Origin of the sequence: Pseudomonas salmasensis (genome assembly GCF_014268375.2) — a bacterium.
Classification (GTDB): Bacteria; Pseudomonadota; Gammaproteobacteria; order Pseudomonadales; family Pseudomonadaceae; genus Aquipseudomonas; species Aquipseudomonas salmasensis.
Map to the genome: position 1 here is coordinate 4,087,349 of NZ_CP077083.1, position 19,492 is coordinate 4,106,840.

Genomic DNA, 19,492 nt, shown 5'->3' on the forward strand with positions numbered 1-19,492 from the left:
CATCCGTGCCGCCTGCCGTGCGGCCCTGCACCTTTGCGCCGGTAGAAGGTAAACTTCGCCCCCTGCGCAGGAGCAACCATGAATTATCGTCACGCCTTTCACGCCGGCAACCATGCCGATGTCTTCAAACACCTGACCTTGACCCGCCTCATCGCCCTGATGTCGCGCAAGGAACAGCCGTTCGCCTACCTCGACACTCACGCAGGCATTGGCTTGTACGACTTGCAGGGCGACCAGGCCAACCGCACCGGTGAGTACCTGGAAGGCATCGCCCGCCTGTGGGGCGCAAGCGACCTGCCGCCGCTCACCGCCGACTACATGCGCGTGCTGCACGATATGAACCCGGATGGCCAGTTGCGCTACTACCCCGGCTCGCCGGAACTGGCGCGCCGCCTCACGCGGCCCCAGGACCGTGTGCTGCTCAACGAGAAGCACCCTGAAGATGGCGTGCTGCTCAAGGACAACATGAAGGGTGATCGCCGCGTCAAAGTGCACTTGGGCGAAGGCTGGCACGTGCCACGGGCCTTGCTGCCAGTGCCGGAAAAGCGCGCGCTGATGCTGATCGACCCGCCGTTTGAAAAGCTCGACGAAATGCAGCGTTGCGCCGCGTCCCTCAAGGAGGCCGTCAGCCGTATGCGCCAGACGGTGGCGGCGATCTGGTACCCGGTGAAAGACCAGCGCATGTTGCGCCGTTTCTACCAGGACCTGGCCGGTACCGGTGCGCCGAAGCTGCTGCGTGTGGAGTTGCTGGTGCATCCGCTGGACACGCCCAATACCCTCACTGGCTCGGGCCTGGCGATTGCCAACCCGCCGTGGGGCTTGGAAGAGGAGCTGCGTGAGTTGCTGCCGTGGTTGTCCAAGCAACTGGGCCAGACCCAGGGTGGCTGGCAGATGGATTGGCTTATCGCCGAATAACCCACTGTAGGAGCGAGCTTGCTCGCGAAAATCGTTAACGATAACGCGGGAAACCTGACGCCCTGCGGCGCTCTCAGGTCTTTCACGAGCAAGCTCGCTCCTACAGAGGTCGGCGTCAGATCGGGCAAGTCACGCCCGTGCCGCCGATCCCGCAGTAACCCTGGGGATTCTTCGCCAGGTACTGCTGGTGATACGCCTCGGCGAAGTACACCGTCGGGGCCTCATCGATTTCCGTGGTGATCTCACCCAGGCCGGCCTTGCTCAGCTCTTGCTGATACGCCTCGGCACTGGCCTTGGCTGCCGCCAGTTGCTCAGGCGTGGTGGCGTAGATCACCGAACGGTACTGGCTGCCGATGTCGTTGCCCTGGCGCATGCCCTGGGTCGGGTTGTGCAATTCCCAGAACATCTTCAACAGGTCTTCGTATTTCACCTTGGCTTGGTCATACACCACCAGCACCACTTCGCTATGGCCAGTGAGGCCCGAGCAGACTTCTTCATACGTCGGGTTGGGCGTAAAGCCGCCAGCGTAGCCGACCACGGTGCTGACCACGCCATCGCGCTGCCAGAACTTGCGTTCTGCGCCCCAGAAACAGCCCAGGCCGAAGATCGCAAAGCCGACGTCATCCAGGAACGGCCCCAGCAGTGGGTTGCCGTTGACGAAGTGCGTTTCGGGCAGCTTCATCGGGGTTTCACGGCCAGGCAGAGCTTGTTCTTGAGTAGGCAGCACGTTTTTATTCACCAGAATTTCCGAGCGCAAGACCATGATCAGTCCTCTCGTCAGGTTGAGTAACAGTAAATTGTCAGACAGCCAGTGTGCCCGAGTGTTACAGCGCTGTCAGGCGATTGGCCCGCGCGGGTAGCGTTTAAGCCTGTGCAGCAGCTCGGCACCCGGGATCGGGCGGTCGAACAGATAGCCCTGGCCCACGTCGCAACGGTGCCGGCGCAGGAACGCCAACTGCTCAGCGGTCTCGATGCCTTCGGCCACCACCTTGAGCTTGAGGTTGTGGGCCATGGCGATCACCGCCGAGGTGATTTCCATGTCGTCCTGGTTGTCCGGGATTTCGTGGATAAAGCTGCGATCAATCTTAATGATGTCGATGGGGAATTTTTTCAAGTAGCTCAACGACGAGTAACCGGTGCCGAAGTCGTCCATCGCCAGGGTCAGGCCAAAGCTCTTGAGCTGGTCCAGTTGCAGGCGCGTATCTTCGGTGGCTTCCAGTAGCAGGCCTTCGGTCAGCTCCAGCTCCAGCAGGTTGGCCGGCAGCTGTTCCTCCTTGAGGATGGTGGCAATCGAGGCCACCAGGTCCGGGTCGGAGAATTGCTTGGGCGACAGGTTGATGGCCACCTGCAAGTTGCCCAGGCCTGCGGCCGTCAATTGCCGGCTCATGCGGCAAGCCTGGCGCGCGATCCATTTGCCGATGGGGATGATCAGCCCGGTCTCTTCAGCCACGCTGATGAACTGGTCGGGGCGGATCATGCCCTTTTCCGGGTGGTTCCAGCGCAACAGCGCTTCCATGCCCAGCAGGCGACCGCTGCGCAGGCACAGCTTGGGCTGGTAGAACACGTCCAGCTCGTTCTGGGTCAGGGCACGGCGCAGGTTGTTTTCCACGAACAGCTTGTAGCTGGCCTCGGCGTTCAGGGCTTCGGTGAACACTTGCACCTGGTGCTTGCCGTTGGCCTTGGCCTTGTGCAGGGCCAGGCCGGCGTTGCGCATCAGGGTCTGTGGGTCACGGCCATGCAACGGCGCGCAGGCCAGGCCCACGGAGCCTGTGACGCTGATCAACTGGTTGTCGACGAACATCGGCTTGTCGAGGGTGGCCAGCAACTGGCTGGCCACCTGCTGGCCGGTCTCCAGGTCGGCATCGTCCAACAGCACCGCGAATTCGTTACTGGCGAAACGCGCCAGGCTGCCGCCGCTGCTCAAGCTGTTGCGCAGGCGGCGCGCGAGGCTGATCAGCAACTTGTCGCCAGTCTGGTGGCCGAGGCTGTCGTTGATGCGCTTGAAGTTGTCGATGTCCACTAACAGCAGGCTGATCGGGCTGTCGCTGTCGCGGGCAAAGCGCTCGTCGAGGTTGCGAATGAACGCCGGGCGATTGCCCAGGTTGGTCAGGTTGTCGGTGTAGGCCAAGCGTTCGATGCGCTGTTGCGCCAGCTTGGTCTGGGTGATGTCTTCGTAGATGCCGATGTAGTGGGTCAACTCGCGGTTGTCGCCATACACCTTGGAAATCGACAGCTGGCCCCAGTAGGGTTCCAGGTTCTTGCGACGGCTCTTGAACTCACCTTGCCAGCTGTTGCTTTTGGCCAGGGCCGAGGGCGCGTCGAACAGCAATTCGCTGAGGTTTTCCAGGGCCGGCAGTTGGGCCAGGCGATGGCCGTGGACTTCTTCGGCGCTGTACTGGGTAATCGCGGTGAAGCTGGGGTTGACGTACTCCACCACACCATCGCAATTGACCAGCAAAAACGCGTTGGCGCTTTGCTCCACGGCGCGCTGGAACAGGTGCAGGGCGCTGGTGGCGGTGCGGCGGTTGTGGTTGTTGATGACTTGGGCGAACTGGTCTGCCAGCTCGCCGGCGAACGCGATCTCATCGGACTGCCAGGCGCGTGGGCTGCCGCCTTGTTCCAGGCACAGCACGCCGACGACCTGGCCGTCGACACGGATGCTGGCGTCGAGCATCGCGTGGACGTCCTTGGCGCGCAGGCTTTCGGCCATTTCCCGGGTACGTGGGTCGCGCAGCGCGTGGGTGGCATCGATGGCGCGGCTCGAATGCAGGGCTTCCAGGTAATCCGGGAAGCCACTGGCGTCGATGGCTTCGGGCAGGTGGTGTTGTTGATCGGCGCGGTGATAGGCCGAGATGGGTACCAGGTGATGGCCTTCGAGGTTCCAGATGCTGGCGCAGTCGATCTGGTAGATGTCACAGGCGCTGCGGGTGATCAATTCAGCCGCTTCTTGCAGGGAGTTGGGCGTGGTGTAGCGTTGGCGCGCCAGCAGCAGGATCAACTCCTGCTGGGCACGTACTCGCTCCAGGTGCTGCAACTGTTCCTGCTGCGCTCGCTGGTTGAGCTCCAGGGCGATTTGCAGGCGGCTGTTCTGGTTTTCCAGGTCGACGGTCGGGGCGGGCGTGCTGGTCTCGCTGAACAGCCCCTCGACCACCATCAGGTAGCCGCGCACCAGGTGGCGGTTGTGTTGTTTGTAGGCTTCGCCCATCTCCAAAACGCTCAACGGGCCGTCAGGGGTGTGCAGGGTGTAGCGCACCAGATAATGGGGGCTGTGGGCCAGTTGTTGCTGGATCGCATCGTGCAACTGGTAGCGCGCCTGGGGTTCCATCAGGCTGGCGTAGGGCGTGCCGATCAAGGCGCAGAGTTCAACCGCTGGCAGGCCGAACTGGCGCTCGCAATTGGGGTCGAGGTAGAGCAGGGCCCAGCTTGCCTCATTAAGCCGCTCGAAACGCAGCATACCGAGGCGCGAAGGCACCGGTAATTGCGTCACTACCTCGGCCGCCATACGGGCGACATCGGGTTGGCTTTTCATGGGGAAGCTCGCTTGGGAAAATGCGCACTGCGCTGGGCTCACGCCCTCTTGACTGTCGACTGCGGCAAGGTTGCATCATGCAGCACGCAGTGACAAGAGAGGATGAAGGCTAAGTGCTATAAGCCTGTTATCGGCCGCATGGGTGATTTCTGTAATTGGGGTGATCGGTGGTTTATGCCTTTCCTCTGTAGGAGCGAGCTTGCTCGCGAAAAACGCCAGGGCACCGCGTTTATCCAGAATACCTGCGTTATCGTTGACGATCTTCGCGAGCAAGCTCGCTCCTACAGAAAACACAGGCAAAAAAAGCCCCGCCAAGTGGCGGGGTTGAGGTACGAGCGTGGCGCTCGGAAATCGGTGCGGCAAGGGCCTTCCCGGTAACAGGAAGGCCCTGCGACTTACAGCAGGATGGTGCGGATGTCGTTCAGCAGCTGGCTCAGGCGCTGGGTAAAGCGCGCAGCCGCGGCGCCGTTGATCACGCGGTGATCGTAGGACAGCGACAGTGGCAGCATCAGCTTGGGTTGGAACGCTTTACCGTCCCACACAGGCTGGATGGTGGCCTTGGACACACCCAGGATCGCCACTTCCGGCGCGTTGACGATTGGCGTGAAGCCAGTGCCGCCAATGTGGCCGAGGCTGGAGATGGTGAAGCAGGCGCCCTGCATGTCGTCTGGGGTGAGCTTCTTGTCGCGGGCCTTGGCAGCCAGTGCGGCCGCTTCGCCAGCCAGTTGCAGCAGGCTCTTCTGGTCGACGTTCTTGATGACCGGTACCAGCAGGCCATCCGGGGTGTCGACCGCAAAGCCGATGTTCACGTACTTCTTGCGAATGATCGCCTTGCCGCTTGGCGCCAGCGAGCTGTTGAAGTCCGGCAGTTCCTTGAGCAGGTGTGCGCAGGCCTTGAGCAGCAGTGGCAGCACGGTCAGCTTCACGCCGGCCTTCTCGGCCACGGCTTTCTGCGCAACGCGGAACGCTTCCAGGTCGGTGATATCGGCCTGGTCGAATTGGGTCACGTGCGGGATGTTCAGCCAGCTGGCGTGCAGGCCTGCCGCGCCGATTTGCATCAGGCGGGTCATCGGCACTTCTTCGACTTCGCCGAAACGGCTGAAATCCACGGTACGGATCGGCGGAATGCCCGAACCACCGGTAGCGCCGCCGGCAGCCGGAGCTTCCTTGGCTTTTTGCATCATGGTTTTGACGTAAACCTGCACGTCTTCCTTCAGCACACGGCCGTGAGGGCCGCTGGCTGCAACAGCGCTCAGCTCGACGCCGAATTCACGGGCCAGCTGACGCACGGCTGGGCCGGCGTGAACCTTGGCACCGCTTGGCGCAGGTGCGGCAGCCGCAGGGGCTGGCGCAGCTTCGGCTTTTGCGGCCGGCGCAGGGGCAGCAGCGGCAGGTGCCGCTTCAGCCTTGGCAGCCGGAGCAGCAGCCGGTGCTGGTGCGGCGGCTGGCGCAGCACCTTGTACTTTGAGCTTGAGGATGAAGTCACCGGTGCCGACTTCGTCTTCCAGCTTCACCGCAATGCTTTCCACCACGCCGGCAGCCGGCGAAGGGATCTCCATGGAGGCCTTGTCGGACTCCAGAGTGATCAGCGACTGGTCGGCTTCGACGGTGTCGCCGACCTTGACCAGCAGCTCGATGATCTTGGCCTTGCCCGACGAGCCGATGTCCGGGACGTGAATGTCCTGGACGGTCGCGGCGGCAGGTGCAGCGGCCGGGGCTGGAGCAGCCTCGGCAGCGGCAGGCTTTTCAGCAGCAGGTGCAGGTGCAGCGGCGGCCGGAGCCGCGGCCGCAGGGGCTGCATCAGCAGCACCTTCGATTTCCAGTTCCAGCAGTTCGTCGCCTTCTTTCAGGCGGTCGCCCAGCTTCACTTTCAGGCTCTTGACCACGCCGGCCTTGGGAGCAGGGATTTCCATGCTCGCCTTGTCCGACTCCAGGGTCAGGATGCTCTGGTCGGCTTCGACGGTGTCGCCGACCTTCACAAACAGCTCGATTACTTCACCTTCACCGCTGCCGATGTCAGGTACGCGAATGAGTTCGCTCACAAAAAATCTCCTCAGCAGTCCAGTGGGTTGCGTTTTTCCGGGTTGATCCCGAACTTGACGATAGCGTCAGCCACCACCTTGGGTTCGATCTCACCACGGTCAGCCAAGGCTTCCAGGGCTGCCAACACCACGAAGTGACGGTCGACTTCGAAGAAGTGACGCAGCTTCTTGCGGCTGTCACTGCGGCCGAAACCATCGGTGCCCAGGACTTTGAATTCCTTGGACGGGACCCACTGGCGAATTTGTTCAGCAAACAGTTTCATGTAGTCGGTAGAGGCGATGACTGGACCTTTACGGCCGGCCAGGCACTCTTCGACGTAGCTCTTGGCTGGCTTCTGGCCAGGGTGCAGGCGGTTGCTGCGCTCCACGGCCAGGCCGTCACGGCGCAGTTCGTTGAAGCTGGTCACGCTCCATACGTCGGCACCGACGTTGAACTCGTCACGCAGGATCTTCGCCGCTTCACGCACTTCACGCAGGATGGTGCCGGAGCCCATCAGCTGTACGTGGTGCGCCGCTTCCTTGGTGTCTTCTTCGAGCAGGTACATGCCCTTGATGATGCCTTCTTCCACACCGGCCGGCATGGCTGGCTGCTGGTAGGACTCGTTCATCACGGTGATGTAGTAGAAAACGTCCTGCTGCTCTTCGGTCATCTTCTTCATGCCGTCCTGGATGATCACCGCCAGCTCATAGCCGTAGGTTGGATCAAAGGTGCGGCAGTTCGGGATGGTGGCAGCCAGGATGTGGCTGTGACCGTCTTCGTGTTGCAGGCCTTCGCCGTTCAGCGTGGTACGGCCGGCGGTACCGCCGATCAGGAAACCACGGGTGCGGCTGTCGCCAGCGGCCCAGGCCAGGTCGCCGATACGCTGGAAGCCGAACATCGAGTAGAAGATGTAGAACGGCAGCATTGGCTGGTTGTGGCTGGAGTACGAAGTACCGGCAGCGATGAAGGAGCTCATGGCGCCCGCTTCGTTGATGCCTTCTTCGAGGATCTGGCCCTTCTTGTCTTCCTTGTAGAACATCACCTGGTCTTTATCGACTGGCTCGTAGAGCTGGCCGACGGAGGAGTAGATGCCCAACTGACGGAACATGCCTTCCATACCGAAGGTACGGGCTTCGTCCGGGATGATCGGGACGATGCGCGGGCCGATGTCCTTGTCCTTGACCAGCTGCGCCAGAATACGCACGAAAGCCATGGTGGTGGAGATTTCACGGTCGCCCGAGCCGTCAAGGATAGCCTTGAGGGTGCTCAGGTCTGGCGTCGGTACGCTGAAGCTGTTGGCACGGCGCTGTGGCACGAAACCGCCCAGTGCAGTGCGGCGCTCGCTCAGGTAGCGGGCTTCGGCGCTGTTTGGCTCTGGCTTGAAGAACGGCAGGTTCTCCAGCTCTTCGTCCTTGACCGGAATGTCGAAGCGGTCGCGGAACAACTTCAGGCTGTCGACATCGACTTTCTTGGTGTTGTGCGCGGTGTTCTTCGCTTCGCCGGCACCGGTGCCATAACCCTTGATGGTCTTGGCCAGGATGACGGTGGGTTGTTCTTTGTGGTTGACCGCTTCGTGGTACGCCGCGTAGACCTTGTACGGGTCGTGGCCGCCACGGTTGAGCTTCCAGATCTCGTCGTCGGAAAGGTCGGCAACCATCGCCTTGAGTTCAGGCGTGTTGAAGAAGTGCTCGCGAACGAACGCGCCGTCTTTGGCTTTGTAGTTCTGGTACTCGCCGTCGATGACTTCGTCCATGCGACGTTGCAGGATACCGTCGACGTCCTTGGCCAGCAGTGGGTCCCAGAAGCGGCCCCAGATGACTTTGGTCACGTTCCACTGAGCACCGCGGAACACGCCTTCGAGTTCCTGGATGATCTTGCCGTTGCCGCGAACCGGGCCGTCGAGGCGCTGCAGGTTGCAGTTGATGACGAAGATCAGGTTGTCGAGCTTCTCGCGGCCGGCCAGAGAGATGGCGCCCAGGGATTCCGGCTCGTCGCACTCGCCGTCGCCCAGGAAACACCAGACTTTCTGCTTGCCTTCGGGGATGAAACCACGGGCTTCCAGATACTTCATGAAGCGTGCCTGGTAGATCGCCTGGATCGGGCCCAGCCCCATGGAAACGGTCGGGAACTGCCAGAAATCAGGCATCAGCCAAGGGTGCGGATAGGACGACAGGCCCTGACCGTCGACTTCCTGGCGGAAGTTGTTCATTTGTTCTTCGCTGATGCGACCTTCCATGAACGCACGGGCGTAGACGCCTGGCGAGGTGTGGCCCTGGAAGTAGATCAGGTCGCCGCCGTGTTCGTCGGTCGGGGCCTGGAAGAAGTAGTTGAAGCCGATGTCATACAGGGTTGCGCTGGAAGCGAAGCTGGAGATGTGACCGCCCAGGTCCGAATCTTTCAAGTTCGTGCGCATTACCATCGCCATGGCGTTCCAACGTACCAGCGAGCGAATGCGGCGTTCCATGAACAGGTCGCCAGGCATGCGTGCTTCGTGGGTAACGGGGATGGTGTTGCGGTATGGCGTAGTGATGGCGTAAGGCAGTTGCGAGCCGCTGCGGGTCGCGAGTTCGCCCATACGGGTCATCAGGTAGTGAGCACGGTCTTCGCCTTCTTTGTCGAGAACCGATTCCAGGGCGTCCAGCCATTCCTGGGTTTCGACGGGATCGAGGTCTTGCATGGCTTGCTCCAGGGCGGAAAGGCTACCAGAATCGGTTGCCTGAAGTTTGCGACTGGCCTTGTGGGCAGACGACATAAATTCTTGGATGGCCGAAGGTTGCTTCGGCGTCCTGTAGTTTTACTACAAATCGTCGGCCATTTCAGCCTTTCGAATGTATATACGAGTAGTAAAACTACACAAGACTGAGCGTATGGCTCGGTCTTGCTGGTGAGCATAATCGTTATTGTTGGTCTATTGCGAACAAGAAAAGGTGAAACTTTGATGTTGCCTGCCAAGATTAATTTAATTTCAGCTATTTCTAACCTTTGTTCGACAGTCCTTCACCGAGCATGGCTCTTGCCTTCACAACTACACGCCATTTACACGCCGATCAAGGATAGACCATGAGCCTTCCAACGCTGGCCGAACTGCCGGCCATTCTGTTGCCTTACGCCAACCGGGCCGAGCAGTCATTTCGTGACGCGGTGGCCGCGCTGGATGACGATCATGGCCTTTCTGCGTGGACGCCGCAACGGTGGGCCGACTTCGCCCGCGTGTGCGCCGCCAGTGATTTCGTCATTGAACAGAGTGTTCGTGACCCTTTGATGTTGCTTGAGCTAGCGGCTTGGGGCGAGCTGGACCGCGGGTTTGCGCCCGGCGAGCTGTGCAGCCAGATTGCCGGTGCCGTGCAACAGGCCGAAACAGAAGACGAGCTGGGCCGTGTGCTGCGCCGCCAGCGCACGCGCCAGCAGGTGCGCATCATCTGGCGCGACCTCACACGCCAGGCCGACCTGGTGCAAACCTGTCGCGACCTGTCCGACATGGCCGACGCCAGCATCGACCAGGCCTATCAATGGCTGTACCAGCGCCACTGCGCCCAGTTCGGCACGCCGACTGGCGCACGCAGCGGCGAGGCGCAGCACATGGTTATCCTTGGCATGGGCAAGCTCGGTGCGGTGGAGCTGAACCTGTCGTCGGATATCGACCTGATCTTTGCCTACCCAGAAGGCGGCGAAACGGTAGGCGTGAAGCGCGCCCTGGATAATCAGGAGTTCTTTATTCGCCTGGGTCAAAAACTGATCAAGGCCCTGGACCCGATGACCGTCGACGGTTTTGTCTTCCGCGTCGACATGCGCCTGCGCCCCTACGGTTCGGCTGGCGCGCTGGTGCTCAGCTTCAACGCGCTGGAGCAGTACTACCAGGACCAGGGCCGGGACTGGGAGCGCTACGCCATGATCAAGGCGCGGGTGGTGGCCGGCGACCAGGTGGCTGGCGCGCAACTGCTCGACATGCTGCGCCCGTTTGTCTATCGCCGTTATCTGGACTTTTCGGCCATCGAAGCGCTGCGCACCATGAAGCAGCTGATCCAGCAGGAAGTACGGCGCAAGGGCATGGCCGACAATATCAAGCTGGGTGCGGGCGGCATTCGTGAGGTGGAATTTATCGCCCAGGCATTCCAACTGATCCATGGTGGCCGTGACCTCAGCCTTCAACAACGCCCCTTATTGAATGTGCTGGGCACGCTGGAGGGCCAGGGATACTTGCCGGCGACTGTGATCAGCGAACTGCGCAGCGGTTACGAGTTCCTGCGCTACACCGAACATGCGATCCAGGCGATTGCCGACCGCCAGACGCAAATGCTGCCGGACAGCCCCGAAGACCAGGCGCGCATTGCCTTTATGCTGGGCTTCAGTGACTGGGCCGCGTTCCACGAGCGCCTGATGTACTGGCGTGGCCGCGTGGACTGGCACTTTCGCCAAGTGATTGCCGACCCAGATGAAGAAGAGGGCGAAGAAAGCGAATTGGTGGTCGGTGGTGAATGGTTGCCGTTGTGGGAGGAATCCCAGGATGACGACGCCGCGTGCCGCCAGCTGAGTGAAGGCGGTTTCACCGATGCGCCCAAGGCCCTCAAGGCCTTGGCCAGCCTGCGCGCCAGCCCGCAGTTGCGCGCCATGCAGCGCCTGGGGCGCGAGCGCCTGGATGCGTTTATCCCGCGCCTGTTGGCCCAGGCCGTTGAACATGCCAACCCGGACCTGGTGCTGGAGCGCGTGTTGCCGCTGGTGGAAGCCGTCGCCCGGCGTTCGGCCTACCTGGTGCTGCTGACCGAGAACCCCGACGCCCTGCGTCGCCTGCTGACCTTGTGCGCGGCCAGCCCGTGGATCGCCGAACAGATCACGCGTTTCCCGCTGTTGCTGGATGAATTGCTCAACGAAGGCCGCTTGTTCAAGCCGCCGCTGGCGCCGGAACTGGCCGCTGAGTTGCGCGAGCGCCTCACGCGTATTCCCGAAGATGACCTTGAGCAACAGATGGAAGCCTTGCGCCATTTCAAACTGGCGCACCGCCTGCGGGTGGCCGCTTCGGAAATCGCCGGCAGCCTGCCGTTGATGAAGGTCAGTGACTACCTCACCTGGCTGGCCGAAGCCATTCTTGAACAAGTGCTGGCCCTGGCCTGGCGCCAGACGGTCGCCCGCCACGGCTCGCCACAGCGACTGGACGGCACCCTGTGCGATCCTGGCTTCATCATTGTCGGTTATGGGAAAGTCGGCGGCATCGAACTGGGGCATGGTTCGGACCTGGACCTGGTGTTTATCCATGACGGTGACCCCCAGGCCGAGACGGACGGTGCCAAGCCGATCGATGGCGCGCAGTTCTTTACGCGCCTGGGCCAGCGCATCATTCACCTGCTGACCACCCAGACCAACTCCGGCCAGCTGTATGAAGTGGACATGCGCCTGCGACCTTCCGGCGCCTCCGGCTTGCTGGTAAGTTCCCTGGGCGCGTTTGACCGCTATCAACAAAATGAAGCCTGGACCTGGGAACATCAGGCCCTGATCCGCGCGCGGGTGCTGGTGGGCAGCCAGGATGTGGGCCAGGCGTTCGAGCAGGTACGGGCTAACGTGTTGGGGCGTGAACGGGACTTGGAGACGCTGCGCCAGGAGGTCAGCGAGATGCGTGCCAAGATGCGTGACAACCTGGGCACCAAGGCCACGACGGCCGGTAGGGGCGCCAATGCCTTCGAGGCCACGGCGCTGTTCGACCTCAAGCAGGACGCCGGAGGTATCGTCGATATTGAATTTATGGTGCAATACGCGGCTTTGGCGTGGTCTGCGCAACATCCATCGTTGCTGCGCTACACCGACAATATCCGCATTTTGGAGGGCTTGGAGCAGGTCGGGCTGATGCCCGCCGCCGATGCCCATTTGCTGCGTGAGGTGTACAAGGCCTACCGCTCCGCCGCGCACCGCCAGGCTTTGCAGAACGAGGCCGGCACGGTCGCCGGGGACCAGTTCGACGACGAGCGGCGACAGGTGATGCGAATCTGGCAAGCGCTGGGCTTGAGCTGAAACACTATTAGGGCGGGGAGGCATAAGCCTCCCCGCATCGTTTGTGGAAACTACATGAATATTCTGATCGTTGGGCCCAGTTGGGTCGGTGACATGGTGATGGCACAGACACTGTTTCAGTGCCTGCGCCTGCGCTATCCAGACTGCCAGATCGACGTGCTCGCCCCTGAGTGGAGCCGGCCGATCCTTGAGCGTATGCCAGAGGTGCGCAAGGCCTTGAGCTTCCCGCTCGGCCACGGCGCCCTGGAGCTGGCGACCCGCCGACGTATCGGCAAATCCATGGCCGGCCAGTACGACCAGGCGATCCTGCTGCCTAACTCGCTGAAGTCGGCGCTGGTGCCGTACTTTGCCGGTATCCCCAAGCGCACCGGCTGGCGCGGCGAGTTTCGCTATGTGCTGCTCAATGACGTACGCACCCTGGATAAAGCCCGCTACCCGTTGATGATCGAACGCTTTATGGCGTTGGCCTACGAGCCAGGTGCTGAACTGCCCAAGCCGTACCCGCGCCCCAGCTTGCAGATCGACCCGGTGACCCGCGACGCGGCGCTGGCCAAGTTCGGCCTGACCCTGGACCGGCCCGTATTGGCCTTGTGCCCTGGCGCCGAGTTTGGCGAGTCCAAGCGCTGGCCGTCGGAGCATTACGCCAAAGTCGCTGAAACCAAGATCCGCGAAGGCTGGCAGGTGTGGTTGTTCGGTTCCAAGAACGATCATTCGGTGGGTGAAGACATCCGCCAGCGCCTGATTCCCGGCCTGCGTGAAGAGGCGGTTAACCTCAGTGGCGACACGTCCCTGGCCGAGGCCATCGACCTGTTGTCGTGCGCCGACTCGGTGGTGTCCAACGACTCCGGCCTGATGCATGTGGCGGCAGCGCTGAACCGTCCGCTGGTGGCCGTGTACGGTTCGACCTCCCCAGGCTTCACTCCGCCGTTGGCCGACAAGGTCGAAGTGGTGCGCCTGGGTCTGGATTGCAGTCCGTGTTTTGACCGCACCTGCCGTTTCGGCCACTACAACTGCCTGCGCCAGTTGCTGCCCCAGCCGGTCACCGATGCCTTGCAGCGTTTGCAGGGCGACGTGGTCGAGGTTCATTGAGTTGCGGGTTCTGGTAATCAAGACCTCATCCCTGGGCGACGTGATCCATGCCTTGCCGGCGCTCACCGACGCGGCGCGGGCGATTCCCGGCATTCGGTTCGACTGGGTGGTAGAAGAAGGCTTTGCCGAAATCCCCACCTGGCACCCGGCGGTCGACAAGGTCATCCCGGTGGCGATTCGCCGCTGGCGCAAGAACCTTTGGCAAACCGTCAAGAGCGGCGAATGGCGGCGCTTCAAGCAGGCGGTGCAGTCGACCAAATATGACCTGGTGATCGACGCCCAGGGCTTGCTCAAAAGCGCCTGGCTGACGCGCTATGTGCGGGCGCCCATCGCCGGATTCGACAAAGATTCTGCGCGTGAACCCCTGGCTGCGCGCTTTTATTCCCGGCGCCTGGCCGTGGCCCGTGGGCAGCATGCGGTGGAGCGCTTGCGCCAGTTGTTCGCCGTGGCGCTGGGCTACGACCTGCCTCAACGCCTGGGCGACTACGGCCTGAGCGTCGAAAAACTGCTCGGCCTGCCGCCGAAAAAACCGTTCGTCTTGCTGCTGCACGGCACCACCTGGGACACCAAGCACTGGCCCGAAGCCTATTGGCGCGAGCTGGCCGAACGCATGGGCCGCCTAGGCGTGGACGTAAAGCTGCCGTGGGGCAACGCCGCCGAAAAGGCGCGGGCCGAACGCCTGGCCCTGGGCCTGCCCAACGCCGAAGTGTTGCCCAAGCTCAACCTGGCGGGCGTGGCCCGCATATTGGCGAGCGCCCGTGCCTGCGTGGCCGTCGACACCGGCCTCGGCCACTTGGCGGCGGCATTGGACGTGCCGACCATTTCCCTGTTCGGCCCCACCAACCCAGGCCTCACCGGCGCCTACGGCAAAGGTCAGATTCACTTGGCCAGCGACTGGCCGTGTGCGCCCTGCCTGCAAAAACAGTGCACTTATCAACCCACTGCCGACGACCTGCGGCGGTTCGACATCGCGCGCGAGTCGCCCCTGTGCTTCACGCGCTTGAACCCTGAGCGTGTCGCAAGCCGGCTGAGCACGATGTTACTGGCCGAGGAGCAGCACTGATGCAACTGGCTTTTGTTCTGTACAAGTACTTCCCTTTCGGTGGCCTGCAACGCGACTTCATGCGCATCGCCCTGGAATGCCAGCAGCGCGGCCACAGCATTCGGGTGTACACCCTGATCTGGGAAGGCGACATCCCGCCAGGCTTTGAGGTGTTGGTGGCGCCGGTCAAGGCCTTGGTCAACCACCGCCGCAACGAAAAGCTCTACGCCTGGATCCAGGCCGACCTGGCCAAGCGCCCGGTGGATCGCGTGGTGGGGTTCAACAAGATGCCGGGGCTGGACCTGTACTTTGCCGCCGACGGTGTGTTCGAGGACAAGGCCCAGACCCTGCGCAACCCGATGTATCGTTGGTTCGGGCGCTACAAGCACTTTGCCGAATACGAGCGCGCCGTGTTCGATAAGAACGCCAAGACGCAGATCATGGTGTTGTCCGAGCATCAGCAGCAGCTGTTCACCCAGTATTACGGCACCCAGGCCGAGCGTTTTCACCTGTTGCCACCGGGTATCGCCCGCGACCGCCGCGCGCCGCCGAACGCCGCCGAGATCCGCGCCGAGTTCCGCGCTGAATTCGGCTTGGCCGAGGATGATCTGCTGTTGGTGCAGATCGGTTCGGGGTTCAAGACCAAGGGCGTCGACCGCAGCCTCAAGGCGCTGGCCGCACTGCCTTCGCGGCTGAAGAAACGTACCCGGCTATTTGTAATCGGCCAGGACGACCCCAAAGTATTCCAATTGCAGAGCGCGGCGCTGGGCCTGGGCGACCAGGTGCAGTTCTTCAAGGGCCGCACTGATATTCCGCGTTTCCTGCTGGGGGCGGACCTGTTGATTCACCCCGCGTACAACGAGGCGGCCGGCATGGTGCTGGTCGAAGCGGTGGTCGCTGGCCTCCCGGTACTGGTGAGCCAGGTGTGCGGCTATGCGTTCTACATCGACAAGGCCCAGAGCGGCCGGGTGTTGGACGAGCCGTTCGAGCAAACCCAGCTCAACCAGTATCTGGTCGATATGCTCGACGACCCACAAGCGCGTGCGACCTGGAGTCGCAATGGTCTGGCCTTCGCTGAGACGGCCGACCTCTTTAGCATGCCGCAGTACGCTGCGGACCTGATTCTGGCGGAGCCAAACCGATGAAGTTGATTCTAGCCGAACCCTTCAAGACCCTCTGGGACGGGCGCGATGCGTTCGCCGAGGTCGAGAAGCTGGAAGGCCAGGTATTCCGCGAGCTGGCCGCTCGCCGTACGTTGCGTACGGTGGTCGAGGGCCAGCCTTATTTTGTGAAGATCCACCGTGGCATTGGCTGGGGCGAAATCCTCAAGAACCTGGTCACCGCCAAATTGCCGGTATTGGGCGCGGGCCAGGAGTGGGTGGCGATCCAGCGCTTACAGGCGCTTGGCGTACCGACCATGACCGCCGTGGCGTTCGGTGAAAAAGGCAGCAACCCGGCCGACCAGCACTCGTTCATCATCACCCAGGAACTGGCCCCCATCATCAGCCTGGAAGACCTGACCCTGGACTGGGTCAAGCAACCGCCCGTGCCGGCCATCAAGCATGCCTTGACCCTTGAGCTGGCGCGTACCGTGGGCGCGATGCACCGCGGCGGCGTCAACCATCGTGATTGCTACCTCTGCCATTTCCTGCTGCACACCGACCGGCCCATCAGCGTCGACAACCTCAAGCTGTCGGTGATTGACCTGCACCGTGCCCAGGTGCGTGCGACGATCCCCGTGCGCTGGCGCAACAAGGACCTGGCCGGCCTGTATTACTCCGCGTTGGAGATCGGCTTGACCCAGCGTGACAAGCTGCGTTTTCTCAAGGCGTACTTCCAGCAGCCGCTGCGCCAGATCCTGTCGGAGCAAACCGCGCTGCTGTCTGCGCTGGAACGCATGGCAGCAAAGCTGTATGCGCGTAAACAACGATACGGGGATGCGATCTGATGGCGGGTTGGAATCTGGAACCTGCCTACGCCGCCCTGGCGGATGACTTTGGAAGCCTGGACGCGGTGTTCGCCCTGCAAGGCGAGCGGCTGACCCGCGACCCGCTGTCAGAAGTGATCAGGGTTGAGCGTGGTGGGGTCAATTATTACGTCAAGCGCTACGTAGGCGCCGGCAAGGGCCTGCGTCGTTACCTGGGCCGGCCACGGGTGAAATCCGAATGGCAGAACCTCAAGCGCTTCGCCAAGTGGGGCATCCCCACTGCCGACGTGGTGGCCTGGGGCCTGGACCGTAAGGGCCTGGCCTATAACCGCGGCGCCATGATCACCCGCGAACTGCCCAAGACCGAAGATCTGTCGGTGCTGGCCGAGCGTCACGATGAGCGCCTCAAGGACCCCCGGTGGGTCGATGGCATCAGCCGCCAGCTCGCCGAATACACGCGCACCATGCACGATCACCGCTTCACCCATAACGACTTGAAGTGGCGCAACCTGCTGGTGGACGACCAACGTACCCTGTACCTGATCGACTGCCCCAACGGTGATTTCTGGCGCGGTTTCTGGCTCAAGTACCGCATCACCAAAGACCTGGCCTGCCTGGACAAAGTCGCCAAGTATCACTTGTCGGCCACCCAGCGCCTGCGCTTCTACCTGCAATATCGCCAGCGCGCGCACCTGACCGCGTCGGACAAACAGCGAATTCGCCATGTGGTGAAGTTTTTCGAGGGGCGCGAATGAGTGACTTCCTGGCGGCCGAAGACCGCGCTCTGCTTGAGCGCAACGGCCTGGCGACCTTCGACGCGCTGTGGGCCAAGCAACTGGATGCGGTGGACGAGCCGAACACCAGCGGCGACGGTTGGAGCAGCGTGTATCGCCTGGAGCTTGAGGGGCAGGGTTACTACCTCAAGCGCCAGAGCAACTACCTGACGCGCACCTTGCACCGCCCGTTTGGCGAGCCGAGTTTTGCCCGCGAGTTTCGCAACATCAGCCTGTATCGAAAGCTCGGCATTCCGGCCCTGCAAGCGGCGTTCTTCGGTGAGCGCAAGGTCAAGGGCGAGCGCCGGGCGATGCTACTCACCCGTGCGCTGGATGGCTGGAATGACCTGGACTCGTTGCTGGAGCAGTGGGCGCAATTGAGCGCAGCCCAGCACAGTGCGATCCTGTTGGCGTGCGGCAAGCTGGCGCGTCATCTGCACAGCGTCGGGCAGGTGCATGGCTGTTTTTACCCCAAGCATATTTTCCTGCAGCCTGCCGGTGAGGGGTATGCCGCACAGTTGATCGACCTGGAGAAAACCCGCCCGCTGTTGTTTGGCTGGCGTGACCGGGTCAAGGACCTGGAACCGCTGCTGCGCCGCGCGCCGCAATGGTCGGATGCGCAGGTGCGCCAACTGCTGACGGCGTACCTTGAGCAGCCCGAGGACAGTGCCTTGGTCGCCACTTGGCACCAACGCCTGACCGCACGCCGCAGCCACAAGGAGAACCGCTGATGCGCTTATCCGAGCTGAAAACGGCTGGGCGTACCCCCAGCCTGCCGCTGACCCTCGACCTGGCGGATGCCGCCGGCCCTGGGCAATTGCAATTGCTGAGCCTGCTGCGGGTATTGCCGGGGCAGCGCTATGTGGGCGCCGCCGTGTGGCGTGGTCGCCCGGTGTTGGCCAAGTTGTTGGTGGGCAACAAGGCAGCGCGGCATTTTCAGCGTGAGCTTACGGGTGTACGCCTGTTGGCTGAGCAAGGCCTGACCACGCCGTTGCTGCTGGCCGATGGTTTGCAGGACGGCGAGGGCGGTTGGCTGCTGTTTGAATTTATCGAGGGAGCTCAAAGCCTGTCCGACGCTTGGCTCGCCGTCGAAAACCTGCCGCCGTTGGCGGACGAACAAACCGCCGTGCTCGCCGAAGCGCTGGGCGCGATTGCCCAGATGCATGCCAAGGGCCTGTGGCAAGAAGACCTGCACCTGGACAACCTGCTGCGCAAAGACGGCAAGCTGTACTTGATCGATGGCGCCGGCATTCGTGTCGAAGAGGCGGGCAAGCCGCTGTCGCGCAATCGCGTGCTGGAGAACCTAGGGGTGTTCTTCGCCCAACTGCCGAAAAACCTTGAGCCGTTTACCGAAGAATTGCTGGTGTATTACCTGCTGGCCAACGGCGAACACGCCTTGCCAATGCAAGCCCTGGAAAAGCAGGTGCGTAAAGTCAGCGCCTGGCGCTTGAGAGACTACCTGGACAAGACCGGCCGCGAATGCACGCTGTTCAGTGTGGTGCGCGGCGCTTTTGGCCTGCGTGCGATCCGCCGCGAAGAAGAAGCCGCCATGGTGCCGGTGCTGGAGCAGGCCGATGCGTTGCTTGACCAGGGCCACCTGTACAAGACCGGTGGCGCGGCGAGCGTGGCCAAGGTCGACGTGGCTGGCCGGCCGCTGGTGATCAAACGCTACAACATCAAGGGCTTTGCCCACTGGCTCAAGCGCTTCTGGCGCCCAAGCCGCGCCTGGCACTCCTGGCGCGAAGGCAACCGCCTGGCCTTCCTGGGTTTTGCCACACCCACGCCGCTGGCGGTGCTGGAGAAACGGTTCCTGTGGTTGCGCAGCCGTGCCTACCTGGTCACCGAATACCTGCCTGGGCCGGACATCATCGAGCGCTTTGCGCCGTATGTTGAAAGCGGCGATGCGCCCGAGAGCGAATTGCAGGCGCTGGACCAGTTGTTCGCCGAGCTGATCCGCGAGCGCATCAGCCATGGGGATTTCAAGGGCCATAACCTGTTCTGGAACGACGGGCGCTGGGCAATGATTGACCTGGATGCCATGTGCCAGCACCGTTCTGTTGCCAGCTTTGCGCCGGCATACGCCAAGGATCGGGCGCGGTTCATGCGCAATTGGCCGCAAGACAGTGCGTTGTATCGGGTGATTGATCAGCGGTTGCCCAAAACCATCGCGGTACAAGCGGACGCCTGAGATCCAA

The 19,492-nt window shown here is 62.2% G+C and carries 14 protein-coding genes; 9 read left to right on the plus strand and 5 right to left on the minus strand.

The genetic code is table 11. The annotated features are described in order from the left end of the window. Positions 1 to 78 precede the first annotated feature (78 nt). A complete protein-coding gene (locus HU731_RS18325) occupies positions 79 to 915 on the plus strand; it encodes a 23S rRNA (adenine(2030)-N(6))-methyltransferase RlmJ (protein WP_054896234.1) in 837 nt (278 codons plus the stop codon). Positions 916 to 1,030: 115 nt separating this feature from the next. Here the strand turns inward: HU731_RS18325 and msrA are convergent, their stop codons facing one another. From msrA to aceE, 5 genes are all read right to left on the minus strand, one after another. Continuing rightward, on the minus strand, positions 1,031 to 1,678 hold the full coding sequence (gene msrA, locus HU731_RS18330) for a peptide-methionine (S)-S-oxide reductase MsrA (RefSeq protein WP_186606490.1): 648 nt from the start codon (positions 1,676 to 1,678) through the stop codon (positions 1,031 to 1,033). 72 nt (positions 1,679 to 1,750) lie between these two features. Continuing rightward, positions 1,751 to 4,444 carry a putative bifunctional diguanylate cyclase/phosphodiesterase gene (locus HU731_RS18335; protein ID WP_186606491.1) on the minus strand — a complete coding sequence of 898 codons (2,694 nt, stop codon included), beginning with the start codon at positions 4,442 to 4,444 and terminating at the stop codon, positions 1,751 to 1,753. A 75-nt stretch (positions 4,445 to 4,519) separates the two neighbouring features. Continuing rightward, a complete protein-coding gene (locus tag HU731_RS28540; RefSeq protein WP_186606538.1) occupies positions 4,520 to 4,717 on the minus strand; it encodes a hypothetical protein in 198 nt (65 codons plus the stop codon). A 122-nt stretch (positions 4,718 to 4,839) separates the two neighbouring features. Further along, on the minus strand, positions 4,840 to 6,486 hold the full coding sequence (aceF, locus tag HU731_RS18345; protein WP_186606492.1) for a dihydrolipoyllysine-residue acetyltransferase: 1,647 nt from the start codon (positions 6,484 to 6,486) through the stop codon (positions 4,840 to 4,842). Positions 6,487 to 6,497: 11 nt separating this feature from the next. Next, complete coding sequence (gene aceE / locus HU731_RS18350) at positions 6,498 to 9,143, minus strand: pyruvate dehydrogenase (acetyl-transferring), homodimeric type (RefSeq protein ID WP_014716623.1); 2,646 nt, start codon at positions 9,141 to 9,143, stop codon at positions 6,498 to 6,500. Between the two features lie 383 nt (positions 9,144 to 9,526). Between aceE and glnE the strand changes: the two genes are divergently transcribed. Genes glnE through HU731_RS18390 form a run of 8 tightly spaced genes read left to right on the plus strand, consistent with a single transcriptional unit; the run spans position 9,527 to position 19,485 of the window. After that, complete coding sequence (glnE, locus tag HU731_RS18355) at positions 9,527 to 12,466, plus strand: bifunctional [glutamate--ammonia ligase]-adenylyl-L-tyrosine phosphorylase/[glutamate--ammonia-ligase] adenylyltransferase (protein ID WP_186606493.1); 2,940 nt, start codon at positions 9,527 to 9,529, stop codon at positions 12,464 to 12,466. Positions 12,467 to 12,520: 54 nt separating this feature from the next. Continuing rightward, on the plus strand, positions 12,521 to 13,555 hold the full coding sequence (gene waaF / locus HU731_RS18360; protein WP_060764898.1) for a lipopolysaccharide heptosyltransferase II: 1,035 nt from the start codon (positions 12,521 to 12,523) through the stop codon (positions 13,553 to 13,555). Position 13,556: 1 nt separating this feature from the next. Beyond that, a complete protein-coding gene (waaC, locus tag HU731_RS18365; protein WP_186606494.1) occupies positions 13,557 to 14,618 on the plus strand; it encodes a lipopolysaccharide heptosyltransferase I in 1,062 nt (353 codons plus the stop codon). Next, positions 14,618 to 15,742 carry a glycosyltransferase family 4 protein gene (locus HU731_RS18370; protein WP_186606495.1) on the plus strand — a complete coding sequence of 375 codons (1,125 nt, stop codon included), beginning with the start codon at positions 14,618 to 14,620 and terminating at the stop codon, positions 15,740 to 15,742. Before waaC ends, HU731_RS18370 begins: the two co-directional genes overlap by 1 nt. After that, entirely contained in the window at positions 15,739 to 16,545 is an 807-nt protein-coding gene (gene rfaP / locus HU731_RS18375) for a lipopolysaccharide core heptose(I) kinase RfaP (protein ID WP_186606496.1), read from the plus strand. Before HU731_RS18370 ends, rfaP begins: the two co-directional genes overlap by 4 nt. Beyond that, a complete protein-coding gene (locus HU731_RS18380; protein WP_003187993.1) occupies positions 16,545 to 17,279 on the plus strand; it encodes a lipopolysaccharide kinase InaA family protein in 735 nt (244 codons plus the stop codon). Before rfaP ends, HU731_RS18380 begins: the two co-directional genes overlap by 1 nt. Beyond that, entirely contained in the window at positions 17,276 to 18,028 is a 753-nt protein-coding gene (locus HU731_RS18385) for a lipopolysaccharide kinase InaA family protein (protein ID WP_186606497.1), read from the plus strand. Before HU731_RS18380 ends, HU731_RS18385 begins: the two co-directional genes overlap by 4 nt. Further along, complete coding sequence (locus HU731_RS18390; protein WP_186606498.1) at positions 18,028 to 19,485, plus strand: lipopolysaccharide kinase InaA family protein; 1,458 nt, start codon at positions 18,028 to 18,030, stop codon at positions 19,483 to 19,485. Before HU731_RS18385 ends, HU731_RS18390 begins: the two co-directional genes overlap by 1 nt. Positions 19,486 to 19,492: the final 7 nt, after the last annotated feature.

Coding starts and splice junctions, on each gene's coding strand:
- HU731_RS18325 (WP_054896234.1), top strand. CDS start 79: ATGAATTATCGTCACGCCTTTCACGCCGGCAACCATGCCGATGTCTTC.
- aceE (WP_014716623.1), bottom strand. CDS start 9,143: ATGCAAGACCTCGATCCCGTCGAAACCCAGGAATGGCTGGACGCCCTG.
- HU731_RS18335 (WP_186606491.1), bottom strand. CDS start 4,444: ATGAAAAGCCAACCCGATGTCGCCCGTATGGCGGCCGAGGTAGTGACG.
- HU731_RS18385 (WP_186606497.1), top strand. CDS start 17,276: ATGAGTGACTTCCTGGCGGCCGAAGACCGCGCTCTGCTTGAGCGCAAC.
- msrA (WP_186606490.1), bottom strand. CDS start 1,678: ATGGTCTTGCGCTCGGAAATTCTGGTGAATAAAAACGTGCTGCCTACT.
- HU731_RS18380 (WP_003187993.1), top strand. CDS start 16,545: ATGGCGGGTTGGAATCTGGAACCTGCCTACGCCGCCCTGGCGGATGAC.
- HU731_RS18390 (WP_186606498.1), top strand. CDS start 18,028: ATGCGCTTATCCGAGCTGAAAACGGCTGGGCGTACCCCCAGCCTGCCG.
- rfaP (WP_186606496.1), top strand. CDS start 15,739: ATGAAGTTGATTCTAGCCGAACCCTTCAAGACCCTCTGGGACGGGCGC.
- HU731_RS18370 (WP_186606495.1), top strand. CDS start 14,618: ATGCAACTGGCTTTTGTTCTGTACAAGTACTTCCCTTTCGGTGGCCTG.
- glnE (WP_186606493.1), top strand. CDS start 9,527: ATGAGCCTTCCAACGCTGGCCGAACTGCCGGCCATTCTGTTGCCTTAC.
- waaF (WP_060764898.1), top strand. CDS start 12,521: ATGAATATTCTGATCGTTGGGCCCAGTTGGGTCGGTGACATGGTGATG.